The organism is Nocardia sp. NPDC052001 (genome assembly GCF_040680615.1).
Taxonomy (GTDB): Bacteria; Actinomycetota; Actinomycetes; order Mycobacteriales; family Mycobacteriaceae; genus Nocardia.
Genome location: NZ_JBFAXC010000013.1, coordinates 18,951 through 32,206 on the forward strand (window position 1 = coordinate 18,951; position 13,256 = coordinate 32,206).

The 13,256-nt window shown below is 65.4% G+C and carries 14 protein-coding genes; 8 read left to right on the forward strand and 6 right to left on the reverse strand.

The annotated features are described in order from the left end of the window. Window positions 1-141 precede the first annotated feature (141 nt). On the forward strand, window positions 142-774 hold the full coding sequence (locus AB0L82_RS36995) for a TetR/AcrR family transcriptional regulator C-terminal domain-containing protein (protein ID WP_364647630.1): 633 nt from the start codon (window positions 142-144) through the stop codon (window positions 772-774). A 27-nt stretch (window positions 775-801) separates the two neighbouring features. On the opposite strand, the gene AB0L82_RS37000 is transcribed toward AB0L82_RS36995, so the two are convergent. Then, complete coding sequence (locus AB0L82_RS37000) at window positions 802-1,200, reverse strand: GFA family protein (protein WP_364647633.1); 399 nt, start codon at window positions 1,198-1,200, stop codon at window positions 802-804. 230 nt (window positions 1,201-1,430) lie between these two features. On the opposite strand from AB0L82_RS37000, the gene AB0L82_RS37005 reads away from it, so the two are divergent. After that, window positions 1,431-2,129 (forward strand): cysteine hydrolase, encoded by a 699-nt coding sequence (locus AB0L82_RS37005; RefSeq protein WP_364647636.1) that lies wholly within the window; start codon window positions 1,431-1,433, stop codon window positions 2,127-2,129. Between the two features lie 26 nt (window positions 2,130-2,155). On the opposite strand, the gene AB0L82_RS37010 is transcribed toward AB0L82_RS37005, so the two are convergent. After that, window positions 2,156-2,590 carry a YdeI/OmpD-associated family protein gene (locus tag AB0L82_RS37010; RefSeq protein ID WP_364647639.1) on the reverse strand — a complete coding sequence of 145 codons (435 nt, stop codon included), beginning with the start codon at window positions 2,588-2,590 and terminating at the stop codon, window positions 2,156-2,158. 64 nt (window positions 2,591-2,654) lie between these two features. Then, window positions 2,655-4,115, reverse strand: coding sequence for a DUF6301 family protein (locus AB0L82_RS37015; protein ID WP_364647641.1), 1,461 nt, complete (start codon window positions 4,113-4,115; stop codon window positions 2,655-2,657). A 259-nt stretch (window positions 4,116-4,374) separates the two neighbouring features. Here AB0L82_RS37015 and AB0L82_RS37020 point away from each other — a divergent pair, with 259 nt between their 5' ends. Continuing rightward, window positions 4,375-5,439, forward strand: a complete 1,065-nt coding sequence (locus tag AB0L82_RS37020) for a hypothetical protein (RefSeq protein WP_364647644.1) — start codon at window positions 4,375-4,377, stop codon at window positions 5,437-5,439. A gap of 69 nt (window positions 5,440-5,508) precedes the next feature. Here the strand turns inward: AB0L82_RS37020 and AB0L82_RS37025 are convergent, their stop codons facing one another. Next, the gene (locus AB0L82_RS37025) at window positions 5,509-6,258 is read right to left on the reverse strand and encodes a MerR family transcriptional regulator (protein ID WP_364647647.1); all 750 of its coding nucleotides are present in this window, start codon (window positions 6,256-6,258) and stop codon (window positions 5,509-5,511) included. 67 nt (window positions 6,259-6,325) lie between these two features. Beyond that, window positions 6,326-7,225 carry an alpha/beta hydrolase gene (locus tag AB0L82_RS37030; RefSeq protein ID WP_364647650.1) on the reverse strand — a complete coding sequence of 300 codons (900 nt, stop codon included), beginning with the start codon at window positions 7,223-7,225 and terminating at the stop codon, window positions 6,326-6,328. Between the two features lie 97 nt (window positions 7,226-7,322). On the opposite strand from AB0L82_RS37030, the gene AB0L82_RS37035 reads away from it, so the two are divergent. Then, window positions 7,323-7,739: a helix-turn-helix domain-containing protein gene (locus AB0L82_RS37035; protein WP_364647653.1), complete on the forward strand. Its 417-nt coding sequence runs from the start codon at window positions 7,323-7,325 to the stop codon at window positions 7,737-7,739. A 165-nt stretch (window positions 7,740-7,904) separates the two neighbouring features. Further along, window positions 7,905-8,750 (forward strand): class I SAM-dependent methyltransferase, encoded by an 846-nt coding sequence (locus AB0L82_RS37040; RefSeq protein ID WP_364647656.1) that lies wholly within the window; start codon window positions 7,905-7,907, stop codon window positions 8,748-8,750. A gap of 90 nt (window positions 8,751-8,840) precedes the next feature. On the opposite strand, the gene AB0L82_RS37045 is transcribed toward AB0L82_RS37040, so the two are convergent. After that, a complete protein-coding gene (locus AB0L82_RS37045) occupies window positions 8,841-9,755 on the reverse strand; it encodes a LysR family transcriptional regulator (RefSeq protein ID WP_364647659.1) in 915 nt (304 codons plus the stop codon). 129 nt (window positions 9,756-9,884) lie between these two features. Between AB0L82_RS37045 and AB0L82_RS37050 the strand changes: the two genes are divergently transcribed. The 3 genes from AB0L82_RS37050 (at window position 9,885) to AB0L82_RS37060 (ending at window position 12,893) form a co-directional block, all read left to right on the forward strand. Then, the gene (locus AB0L82_RS37050; protein WP_364647662.1) at window positions 9,885-10,655 is read left to right on the forward strand and encodes an SDR family oxidoreductase; all 771 of its coding nucleotides are present in this window, start codon (window positions 9,885-9,887) and stop codon (window positions 10,653-10,655) included. A gap of 36 nt (window positions 10,656-10,691) precedes the next feature. After that, window positions 10,692-11,879 carry an MFS transporter gene (locus tag AB0L82_RS37055; protein WP_364647665.1) on the forward strand — a complete coding sequence of 396 codons (1,188 nt, stop codon included), beginning with the start codon at window positions 10,692-10,694 and terminating at the stop codon, window positions 11,877-11,879. Window positions 11,880-12,302: 423 nt separating this feature from the next. Beyond that, on the forward strand, window positions 12,303-12,893 hold the full coding sequence (locus AB0L82_RS37060) for a dihydrofolate reductase family protein (RefSeq protein WP_364647668.1): 591 nt from the start codon (window positions 12,303-12,305) through the stop codon (window positions 12,891-12,893). Window positions 12,894-13,256: the final 363 nt, after the last annotated feature.

A 13,256-nucleotide genomic window follows, 5' to 3' on the forward strand; every position in this document is an offset into this window, starting at 1 on the left:
CGGCCTTCCAGAGTTCTCCGGGCGCGGACACCGGCACGAAGATTAATCGAATGTGATTCGATTAACTATGCTGAGGGACGACAACGGTCCCGTCAAGGCGTCGCGGTAACTTCGTGGAAAACAGAAAGGCGGTCCCGAGGCATGGCCAGACCGAAGACCCCGCGCCTGAACCGGGCAATGATCGTCGACGTGGCGCTGGAGTTGGTCACCTCCTCCAAGGGGCTGACCATGCCGGGGCTGGCGGATACGCTCGGGGTATCGGTGTCCTCGGTCTACCACCATGTGCGCAACCGGACCGAGCTGGTGGAACTGATCCGCGGCCGCATCGCGGGACGCGAATTCGTGAACGTCGACCGAAACGGCCCGTGGCGCACGGTACTTGCCACCTGGCTGCGCGAATACCGTGCCGCCTTCAGCCCCTATCCCGATCTGGTGCGGCTGCTGATCGGGCAGACGATCTCCGCGCCCGAGGTACTCGACCAGTACGAATACATCGCCGGAGTCATCATCGACGCGGGCTTCCCCCGCGAGGAAGCACTCCCGGTGATCATGGTGTTCGACAGCTTCGCCTTGGGCTCAGCACTGGACCTGTCCGCACCGGACGTGATCTGGGCAACCGACGACACCGAGCACCCCAACATGACCACCGCCATCGCCGCCGCGCCCACCGAAGTAGTGGCACGCGCGGACGCCGCCTTCGAATACGGATTACGTTGCCTGCTCGACGGATTGGCGCTCCGACTCGGGGAAACACCCTCCGCCACACACAGCTGAAATTCGTGAACCGCCACCCGTGACAGGTCAGTCCCGCGCGCCGACAATCGGCAGCCACGGCACAGCATTGGGCCGAAAACTCTGCCGCTCGGGCACCAGCGCACCGTGGTCATCGAGACTCATCATCGTGACACCAACCAACGCCGCGTCGCTGTCATCCTGCGCGGCAACCGAACTCCCGCACACCCCACAGAACCCACGCTGAGAATCCGGGAACGTGTTGTACCACACCGGCTCACCACCGGGCCCGGTCCACTCGAACCCCGCACGAGGAAAGTCCACCCACGACATAACCGGACTTCCCGACAATCGCTGACAATGCGGACAACTGCACAGATGCGGAAACGACAACTCCCCCGAAGCCTGGTACCTGATATTCCCGCACAAGCAACCACCGGAATGCATGGCACACACACCCTTTCGCATTGCCTTCCCTGGAAGGACTTCAACTCTCTTGATCGGGAACAGATTCGGTGACGAGCTCCGCCGAATCGTAGCTGGGCCGACCGACAGATCGGCCCGAGCCCGGACCCGCTACCAGGCCGCAGACAGCACCTAGGCGCGGGCGAACCGGCGGAATCGACACGGGCGGCGCGGTGGACAGCGGATGATCGGTTCAGTGCCGCAGGGGCGGATTCGGGTGAGGAAGGTGGGGCATGGCCGATCTCGCAGTGTTGATGATCGATGTACAGAACGGGTACATCGCAGAGGACCGCGTTCGGGATCTGTTGGGGTGGCCGCCGATCTGGCGGTTGAACGGAGTCGTCAGCGAATGCGCGGAACTGCTGGCTGCGGCGCGGGCGGCTGACATTCCGATCGTGTACTCACGGCAGACGGCCAGTCCGGCCGGGCTGCTGGCCGCCAATCCGCGGGCAGCCCATCATCAGAAGATTCGGGGCGCACGACTTCCGGCGTTGACCGCCGCCGAGCGCGAATGGCGTAGCCAAATCATGGATTTGGTTGCGCCCGCGCCGGGAGAATTGGTGCTCGACAAGACCCGGCACAGCTTCTTCACCTACACCGAACTCGATCCAATACTGAGAAGCCTTGGCGTACAACGCCTTCTTGTGGCGGGCCTGCAAACCAACGTGTGCGTGGAAGCGACGGTGCGCGGAGGTCTCGAACGCAATTATGAGATGGCCATCGCTGAGGACGCCGTCTCCACGGACGGACCCGCCCTGCACTACGGCGCGCTCAATTCGATGCGCGTCCTCTACGTCGTAGTCGCTCCCTGGCGTGAACTCATTGCCGAAGGGGCGCAATGGGATCGTGCGTTCACCACTCCCAACTACGGCCGCGACCCTGCCTATTGGGACGAGAGAACCGTGGCTGCCTTGGCTCAATCATCCGACTGAGAGGCAGGTTCTCCTGCGCTCGGGCGTCAGCCCCGCAGGGTGGTGATGGCCTTCTCGATGCGGCGTTGGCGGGTTTCGGGCTTCTTCGCACTCTCGATGGAGATCACGTGCTCGCGCTTGCGACTGTGAGAGAGGCTGTCGTAGGCGGCGCGGGCGACGGGGTCGGCGTCCAAAGCCGCGGTCAAATCCTCGGGTTCGACGACGACCCGGGGCTCGGTGTCGAGTTCCACCTCGACCTCGATCTGCTCGCCGATCTCGACGCCCGCGGCTTTCCGGTTGGCGTGGCTGAGGCCGATCAGGTGGCGCCCGCGCATGAGGGCGATCCGGCTCTTCCAGGAATGGCCGTTGATCGTGATCGTCACCGGCGGCCGCGCGCCCTCGCCGAGCGCCTCCACCACCTCGGGCGGGACTTCCAGGCCGCGCATGGGCTCGGGCGGTTCGACCTCGGTGGTGAACTTCATGATCGGTCTCCTGTCGATCTGGCGGCAGCTATTTTCCTACACAGCCGCAGCTATCGGTTCGCGCTCAGGGCTCCTCTCGGGTGTCGCGAGCCAAGCCCAGGCGGAAGTCCCATAGTTGTTGCGGCGCACTGGGCACGAACGCGTAGTGCAGCAACTGCTCCGGCGAGTCGACAGCCTCCCGCACCGCGGACTTCACGATTCCTGTCACTCCTTCGGCACCGGAGCGGCCCGGAGGGAAGTCGCGGAATACGATTTCCCCGGCTTCATAGGTCTCCACGTGGCATTCGTCGGCCGAGAACCACCCCTGCGCAATGAACCTCGTATCGGAGACGCTCGTGATCACCCACACGAGGGTCGCCGCGAAACGGAAGATATACGGCAGATCGGCACCGAGCGAACCGAATACCGATTCGAGTCGCCTGTCGAACTGCTCCCATTCGGTGAGCAGTTGTTCGCCCGGCGTGTACATGCCGATGACATCCGACCGGTCGGCATTGCGGTCGGGCCGCACCCGCCACCAGTACGACGGCTCCCACAGCTCATCGTATTTCGAGTAGGTGTAGTCCTCGTTCTCGGCGGCCTGGGTCGGTGTCAGTTCTAACTGCACCTCACCTGAACCCCATCCGTCCGTACGCCGCGACAGAGTCAGCGTGATCGGTCCTCGCCGCCAGGTCGCGAATGCGTGTGGACCGCCGACCAGCGAGGGCTCACCCAGTTCCCGCACACACAGATCGAGCGCGGTGAGGTAGGCGATCCGCATCACGGCCTCCGGAAAGCTCAGCGAGAGATCCGCGCTGTGATACTCACCGAACCCGTAGCCATGATCGTTGGCACTGGACCGGCCGATCCACAGCGATCCGAGTTCGGACTCGGACCGCAAGGCTCCGTACTCGGCCTCGAGATCTCTCTCCCATCCGATCGCGTCCACGATGCACTCCATCGCCACCCGGGACCAATCCCCCGGATCCGCGTGCGCCAGTAGCGATATCGTTTGCGCACCGGCACCCCACCGCGCAGATGAGGTGAATTCCTCGATGGCCTCGGACTGCAGTCCGAGCACCCGGTTCCGCTCGGCGGGAGCGATCAGGCACAACTCGACCGACCGCTCCCCCATCCGCACCCCGACCACTACATCGTCGAGAACCCAACTGGCACCGAATCGGGCCAGCACAGTCCGCTCGGCCGGTGGACCCGACGGCGTCCACAAACCCATCAGCACGTGATGGAACGCCGCCGATACAGTCGGCCCCGGCTCGGCCGCGTCGTCGGTCATATCCGCGACTGTGACGACGAGATAATCCACCCGGCCATCCGAACCGAAAACCTGTGCCCTCGGCCGGTTCACCAGCACACCGGTCACCGATTCGAGCCACACCTCCCCCGACTCCGAGTCCTGCAGTTCACCCCATCGCAGGTCAGCGGCGAACCGCTCCAGATTCTCCCGCGTCCATGTCCACTCGAATTTCTTTGCCGCCTCGGCGATCTCGACGGCCCCCGCCCGATCCACCCGCATGTCAACTCCCATGGCGTGAGGGTAGCGACGGTAGCCGCCGAATGCATTGCTACCGGTCGGTTCCTCATTGGCGGTTGATCTCGATAGTTGTTCTGGCCCAAGCGAATTGAGCGTGCAACACTTGAGCGAGGCAACACCGCATGGTGCACGGAATTCGTCCCGGGACGGGCGCGGTACGCCGATGTGGCCGGAGAACTCGCTCCGGCCTGGGCTATTCGAGGCGGACACACGCATGCTCACATGGACCAGAGCGAATTTGGATGTTGCCGGTGTGGGAAACATCGAGCCATCGAATACGCAGTACGAACAGCTGTTGACGGCGCTGGACCTCTACGAGGTGGCCAGCAAGGCCGATCCGGATGATCCGGCAGTGGTGCCGGTGCTGCGCCAGGTACGGGAGCGGGCCCAGCAGCAACTCACCCAGCATCCGGGTGAGGGGCGGAACGCGGCGGTGACGCGGGTGCGCGACGACGCGACCGCCGAAGTCGGGCGTGTGCTGCTGGTCGCCGTGCATCGGTCCGACCGGGTGATGACCGGGGATCCGAGTTATCAGCACGCTGACGCGGTGTTGCTCGCGGCCGACGCCTTTCTGCGGGAATTCGCCATCTCAGCCGACGCGGCGACCGTCGTGGCGATCCGCGACCGGATCATGGACCACAAGAGGTCACACGCCATGCTCCTGAACGACGGGCGCACCGAGGAGTGCAATCTGGTCGCCGACAAGTGGTACAACACCAGGATCCGACCGGCGGTGCCCGCGGACATCAACTGCGGCCTGTGCACCGCGGCTGCCGTAATCACCTCGGTTACAGGCGATTTCGTGACCACAAGTGACGTGGTTCGCAAGCGGCATCCGGCCCCGGAGCTGCACCCGTTGGCGCAGGCCGGTCTCGCCGGACGCGACTACGCCACGGTCTACCAGCACCCGGAGTCGTTCGTGAGCTTCGGTCGGAACCTGCAGGGCGGCAGCAGCATGGCCGATCTCGCCAAGACCGCGAACGTGAATATCAAAGCGGCCGACGGGATCAAGAATATCGCGCAGCAATTCGGAGTAACCGAACAGGGCACGCAATCGGATCCACTGCCGTTCGCGGACGCGGTGCGGGCGATGCTGCAGCCCAAGTACGACGGATGCGTTTTCGCGGTGCTGGTCGTATCGGCCGGGCATTGGAACTTCGCGCGCCGCACACCCGATGGATTGGTCTTCGTGGACTACCAAACGGATCGACCCGACAAGCAGGGGCCGCAGATCGGGACGACGCCGCAGATGGGAGTTGCCGCACAACGCAATCTGGGCGCCCAGCAGAACATCAGTTTCCTGGCATTCAGCCTGTAACCCTGAGCAGCGGTGCTCGGTGGGTGATGTTTCGGGATCGCGCATCACCCACCGGACTGTCGAAATCGGTTATCCGCGGGCGGAATTCGCGGTTGAGATGAACTCGAGCTGCGCGGGTGACGGGCCACAGACCCCGCCCTGGTTCGCATCACCGGTGTACATCCGGTTCATGCTCTCGCGCAGCCCGGCGTCACCGCCGTGGAATTCCTCCAGCAATCCCATCCACCGTGCGGCAAGTTGCTGAGCGGGTACCGAGGTCGGGTCCATGCCCGCCTCGATCGCGGCATCGACCTGCGGAATCAGTTCGCTCCAGGCGGATTCGGCGCGCTGGATCTGCTGTTCGCCGAGATCCTCCCGGCGCTGGGCGAGCTGCGCCAACTGCTCCGGGGTGAAGTACTGCTCGAGAATGTCGTCGACCATGACTGTCCTTCTGATCAATTCCAGGAAGCGATCCGCGGAGATGTGCGGGCGGTTCTGCGCGGTCGCGGCCAGCCTTGCCACCAGGGCATGCAGTTCCCGAGTCGCAGCCAATTGAGCGGCCAGGTAATCGCGATGCGTTGCCAGCACCTGCGGCATCTCCACCGTGCCCGCGAGTACCTCGGCGATCTGATCCAGGCTCAGACCCAGCTGACGCAGAGCCAGCACCTGATACAGCCGCTCGACATCGGGCTCGGTATACAACCGGTGCCCGGTCCCGCTGCGTTCGGCCGGGCTCACCAGGCCGATGCGGTCGTAATGGTGCAACGTCCGTACCGTCAACCCGGCCTCGGCCGCGAGCTCACCGACCTTCCACACCGTTTCGGTTTCGCGCACCTTCATCCGCTTCCACTCGCTCCCATCGGCGCACTGTGCGCCGATATCGACGACGCTAAGACCTGACGTTACGTCAGGAGCAAGCCTGCGCTTCGCGCCGAATCCGGGCGGAGTCCGCCTCGAGGAACGGCATCACCAGATCGAGCAGTTCGTGCGGCTTGTCCAGCGGGATGATGTGACCGCAGTCCGGAATGACCTGTCCTGCAAGGTCATCGGCGATGGGTCGAAGTTGCCGCTCCAGCGCATCGCCGACCGGGTGGGCACCGATCGCCAAGGTGGGTGTGGTGAGCCGGTTATCGGCGACGGCGAGATCGATCTGGTGAGCGCTGGTCGGCAGTGCTCGATAGTAGGAGAAGGCGCAGCGTAGGGCATCGTGGCCGGTGTAGGCGTCGGCGAACGCGTCACCGATATCTGCTCGCACACCCCGGCCACGGGTGCCGGTGGTGAGAAACCAGTCGATATACCGCGCCTCGTGGCCGAGCAGGACCGTTTCGGCGAGACCGGGGACGGCGTGGAATCCGAACCACCACGGTGGTCCGGCGGCGAGGAAATCCTCCGCGCCGGGGAGCCTACCCAGTAGTGCCTCCATGACCACCAGCCGTCGTATCCGTTTGGGGTGGCGCAGGGCGAGCAGGACCGCGACGGGGGTTCCGGCATCGATCGCGACCACGGCCGCGGTGGGTTCGCCGAGCGCGTCGAGGATCCCGGCGATATCGGTGGCGAGTGTTCCGGCGTCGTAGCCGTCGGCCGCACGGGTGGTGGCTCCGAATCCACGCAAGTCCGGAGCGATCACCCGGTACTGCGCGGACAGCGGGCCGATGATCTCGCTCCACACTCGCCAGGTGTGCGGAAAACCATGCAGCAGAACGACTGCGGGGCCGGAGCCGGCAACGGCGACGTTGGCGCGAATACCGTTGGTCTCGATCCAGCGCAGCTCGATCGGCGCGGAGTGCAGCGGTGGGGTGTGTGCCATGGGACCTCCAGGTGGTTACCATCGGTTACCAAGAAACGGTAGGTAACGTCAGTTGCGCTGCCAAGAAGGCACTTCGACGACAGGTGGTGAGGTCCAGGTGACCACCCGATCAGCGCACACGACGACACCGGTTCGCGGTGATCTGTTCGATTCCCAATGCCCGACCCGCCAACTACTCGACCGCATCGGAACGAAATGGACATCGATGGCGGTCAAGGTCCTCGCGCAAGCCGCTCCCGGCGAGGTGCGGTTCGCCGAACTGCGGCGGCGCATGCCCGGTGTATCGCAGAAGATGCTCTCGGTGACTCTGCACAGCATGGTCCGAGACGGTCTGGTCATCCGCAGAGTTGAACCGACGGTGCCACCGCGCGTGCATTACCGGCTCACCGAACTCGGCTTGTCTCTGGAGATCCCATTGGCGGCGCTGCGCACCTGGGCCGAGGATCATATGGCCGAGATCGACCAGGCCAACATCGCGAACGACGCACACGCCGACCCATCTGCCACCGAATAGCTTCCAGCACAAGGGCTATGCCCGCTGACTTGTCAGGCGAGTATCCCGATGGCACGGCCACGCGATCCGGCATGGCTGTCAGGGCAATTCAGGCGCATCCTGTGAAGTGCGCGCAATGGACGAGCGTGGTCGGCTTGCCGGGTTCTCGTTGGCGAGGAGGAATGCATGGATAGCGCGCCGAGCAGGACGGCGATGTTCGCGGCCGTGTCGCGTGGATTGTTCCGCCTGGAGAACGCGTCGCCGTGGGTACTGGACGATGCGCTGGCCCTGGTGCTTGTCGGTCCGGTGTGGCAGCAGTTGCGCGACCGGTTCGATCCGCTGTTTCCCGACCGGGTCCGCCGCGAATCCCGCGCGGCTGTGTGCACCCGCAGCCGATATGCCGAGGACCGGCTGGCCGCGGGTGCCTTCACGCAGTACGTCATTCTCGGGGCGGGGCTCGACTCGTTCGCTTGGCGGCGGCCGGATCTGCTCCGATCGCTGACGGTGTTCGAGGTTGATCATCCTGCCTCCCAGGCATGGAAGCTCGAGCGAGTCACCGAACTCGGCCTGCCGCTGTGCGACTCGCAGGTATTCGTGCCGGTCGATTTCGAGGCCGGACTGGTGCGAGATGCCTTGGGCCCGGCCGGGTTCGACTGGACGCGGCCGGCGATGTTCTGCTGGACGGGCGTCGCACCCTATCTGACGGCACAGGCGATCGAGTCGGGGTTGCACACGATCTCAGCGGCCGCTCCGGGGTCCGAGGTGGTGTTCTCCTACCGGGCGGAGGACTGCGCACTCGATGACGCGGGGACCGAATTCGCCCGCATCTACACCCCGATCGCGGCTGCTGTCGGCGAGCCTCTTCAACCGGGCTGGCCGGTATCGGAGATCGAGAGCCTGATCAGCCGATGCGGGCTCGAGGTCGTGGACCACCCCACACGCGCAGATCTCCAGCAGCGATACTTCGCGGGCCGTGGCGATGGCCTGCGGCCCTATACCTTCGAGACACTGGTGACCGCACGAGTCACCTGAGCATGTGAGTACGTGAAACACCCTGCGGGCAGCCACTTCGCCGCGCGGGAACAGCCCGGCGCATGCTCCCCCGCTCTCTGCTGATCCGGATCAGACGAGCGCGGCTTCGGTGCTTCCGATGATCATGCGGACCTCGGCGATCATGCGGGCGATGAGATGCTGTGGGGCGCTGTCGGTCCAGACGATGGCGAGGTCGGACGCGGGTGCGTCGACCACCGGGCGCCACACCACGGCGGTGCCGGGGATCCAGCGAGTCAACGGTTCGGGGGCGAGCCAGACGCCCTTGCCGCGCGCGACCATCATCAGGGCGTCCTCGACCTTGTCGACGACCGAGCCGCGCAGGGCGGGGGTGCCGTCCGGACGCGGGTCGGCGAGCCAATGGCAGAGGTTCTGTTCGGACAGGTAGATGTCCGGGCGCAGCACGGGCTCGTCGGCCAGTTCGGCGAGTGTCACCGATTCCTGCTGGGCCAGTAGGTGTTTCGGTGACAAGGCGACCATGCGCGGGTCGCTGCGGACGGTCGCGTGCTGGAATCGGTTGTCGCCGAGTGGGAGCCACATGAATGCGGCATCGACCTCCCCGGACAGCAGGAGCGCGCGTTCCTCCGGTGGGGTGTGCACGGTGGTCAATTCGACCTCGAGTCCGGGGACCGCGGCCTCCATGGCATCGGCGACCTCGGTGGCGAATAGCGCTGTGGCATAAGGGCAGCAGGCCAGGCGTAGTCTGCCGAGGCGGCCGCGGTCTGCGGCGCGGACTCGGTCTTGAAGATCGCCGAGGTCCGCTACCACGACATTGCCGCCGCGCGCGAGTTCCTCACCGGCGGGCGTAAGCAGGACTCCCCGCGAGGTTCGGACCAGCAGTGTCACTCCGATCGCCCGTTCGAGCTGCTGAATCTGAGTGGAAACGGTCTGCTGGCTCAGGTGCAGGCGCGCGGACGCACGCGTGATATTGAGTTCGGCCGCGACGGCCAGAAACGACTGCAACTGACGAATATCCAGGTCGATCACAGCAGCCACCCTATCGTTCGCTCGGCTACCGGCTTGATCGGTGGCGGGCACCGAGTTCTTTTGTTTCCGCTTTCCTCGCGCGCCCAGCAGGCTTGTGGCAACACACCGACCGCTACGAAAGGAACTCCGGTGCGACCCATCACGACAGCCCTCGTGCGGCAGCAAAGGCACACCGGCACAGAGGATCTCGTCGGCAAGGTGGCGCTGGTGGTGGGTGGAAGCCACAATCAGGGGGCCGCCTGCGCCGAGGTGCTCGCCGCTCGCGGCGCGACCACCGTGATCAGTTACGCCCACGGCGAGCACGCCGCCGCACGGACCCTGTCCACGCTGGAAGGCTACGGGGTACGGGCAGAGGCGATCCGGTCCGACGCCATCCAATCCTGTGATGTCACACGTCTTTTCCAGGGCGTGATCGCCCGTCACGGCCAACTCGACATCGTGGTGCACGCGGTCGGGGCGGTGGTGCACAAGCCGCTGGCCGAGCACACCGACGCGGACTTCGATCTGTTGATCGACCACAACACGCGCAGCGCCTTCAATACCTTGCGGGCCGCGACGCGGCATCTCTCGGACAACGGCCGCTATGTCGTCATCACCGGTGCGCTCGTAGACACCGGCACGCACGCGTCGGGAATGTCGGCGGCGGCCAAGTCCGCGGTGGAGCACCTCGTGTCGGCGACCGCGCGAGAACTCTCGGGTCGCGATATCACCGTCAATTCCGTTGCCCCGGGCCCCGTTTCGGACTCCATCTATTCCGCGGCGAACGTCCCGTTCCCCTCTTCGGCGCGCAGTCGTCTCGGCCAACCCGAGGACGTCGCCTCGGTCGTCTCATGGCTGACGAGTGAGGCCGCCACCTGGATCTCGGGGCAGGTCATTCGCGTCGACGGCGGAATCGCCTGAGCGCGAAGCAATATCTCACCATCAAGGAGCACAACCATGACCACCACCACTGCCCCCTCAGGCACCGATGAGCGGGTATCGCTCACCCGCTGGCTCGGTGTCGGAGCCGTAGCCGTCGGCACCTTCGCCGTCGTCACCTCCGAACAACTCCCCGTCGGGCTGCTCACCTCGGTCAGCAGCGCCCTCGACATCTCCGAAGGCACTGCGGGCCTCATGGTTACGGTGCCCGGCCTGGTCGCCTCCGCCACGGCGCCGATCCTTCCGGTCGCCATCGGCCGTCTCGACCGCCGACACGTCCTGATCGGTCTCATCTCCCTCATGGTCGGCGCGAACCTGCTGTCGGCTTTCGCTCCGAACTTCGCGGTTCTGCTGATCTCCCGCCTGCTGATCGGCATTGCCATCGGCGGATTCTGGTCGCTGGCAGCCGGTATCGCTGTCCGCATGGTGCCCGGCGAATACGTCCCCAAGGCCACCGCGATCGCCTTCGGCGGCGCCACCGCGGCCAATGTCCTGGGCATCCCCGCGGGCACTCTGATCGGCGAACTCACCGACTGGCGTATCGCTTTCGGCCTGCTCGGCGGTCTCGGCCTGCTGGTGGTCGCCGCCCTGCTCTGGCTCCTGCCTCCGCTGCCCGCCGACACCGCCATCCATCTGCGCACCCTCGCCGATCAGTTCCGCAACCCCGTGGTCCGCACCGGCGTCCTCATCACGTTTCTTCTGGTGAGTGGTCATTTCGCCGCCTTCACCTTCGCGGCCCCGATCGTCGAGCACCACATGGGAATCGACAAGTCCTTCCTCGGCCCGGTCCTGCTGGCCTTCGGCGTCGCGGGCATCATCGGCAACTTCGCCACCGGTGCGGCCACCGGGCGCAACGTCCGCGCCACCATCATCGCGATCAGTGTCGCCCTCGCCACGGTCCTGGTTCTGATCGCTCTCGTCGGTACCGGCCCGGTCACCGGCACTCTCCTGATGATCCTGTGGGGCTTGTCTTTCGGCGGCATCCCCGTCGGTGTCCAAACCTGGATCCTGCGCGCGGCCCCCGGCTCCGCCGAACCCGCCACCGCCCTCAACACGGCCGTCTTCAACCTCGCCATCGCCTTGGGCGCCCTCTTCGGGGGTCTCCTCACCAACACCTTCCCCCTCACCACCGTCCTCTGGTTCGCCGCAGCCCTGAGCCTGCTGGCCACCGCCGCAGTCCTGACCACCCGCCCTACCGCCAACTAAGCATCCGAAGGAGCAGGCCCGTGCCCGCCGACACCCGCCCCACCACACCCCTTCCGCCACCGTTCCAGCGCCGCCCAACCTGGCGAACCACCCCCTGCACCGCCCGCAACTCCCCGCCCTCGCCACGCAGCTCCGGACCCGAAACAAACCGAGAACACGCCGAATCCTTCTCAGCAAGTTAAGGATTCGGGTCTCTGAGGGCTCACGACCTCGATCCCCTGACCAGACAGTCCGGTCAGGGGATCTTTTCGTTCTGCCGCTGTATCGCCCCGTCTCCGAGAGACCGACTATCGGAGTTCGCTCGGCGAACCACAGGTGTCGACGCTTGGATCCGCCACCGATTATGTCGTTGCACGGCGTGGCCGATGAGTTTGCGGCTCCCGGTCGGTCAAAGCTTGTGACACCCGAGGAAAGGACATCACCATGTCGGAGCTTCTCGTCGACTTCATCACCTCTCTCGACGGCTATGCGTCGGGTGAGGGTTGGCCCGGGTTCTGGGGTCTCGAGGGTCCGGAGTACCTCGCATGGCTCGGCGAGCAACCCGAGGCCACCCATCTGATGGGAGCGAACACCTATCGACTGATGTCGGGCTTCGCCGCCGGGCAGGACGACTTCAGGCCCGAAGAGGAGGCTTCGGTCGACGGGCTCACGAAAGCGTCCAAGGTGGTGTTCTCCTCCTCGCTCGAAGGCCCGCTGACGTGGGCCAACTCCACGCTGGTGCGCGGAGACGCCGTCGAAGCGGTCCGCGCCATGAAATCGAATGGCTCAGGGCTCCTGACCACGATCGGCAGCCTGAGCCTGTGCCGCTCCCTACTCCGAGCCGGACTCGTCGACCGATTCCGGGTCGTCATGTTCCCGGTGATCACCGGCGCCACGGGCGCTGAACGCATCTACGACGGCTATCCGGACGTTGCCCTCGAGATGATCGAACACCGCACCTTCGACGGCCGCATCCAGTTGGTCGAGTACCTGCCCACGGTGCTCGAGCACCCGCCGCTCGGCACCCCGGCCTGACCCACCCGCCCGCCGACACGGCCGAAGATCGAGTAGCACGCCGCAATTCTTACCGCCCGAGCCCGCACCGAAGTTCGTACACAGTGGTCGACGTTGAGCACTCACCCAAGGAGGTGGCCGACGGCTCGACACGAGCACGCGCTACAACGGGCACAACACCGCACATTCCGGGCAGCGTCTGTACTCACCTGAAATCGGATCCGACCAGGGCAAACCCCGAACGATGAATCGTGTGGTCGTGCCACAAACGGGAACACGTCCGGGGAGAGCCGCAGCGTGTGCGATCGGCTCGCCCTCCCGGAAGAATCGCACACCGGCATACCGGTTGTCGGGATCATCGCTGCCCTCGCGAACACGCCCGCG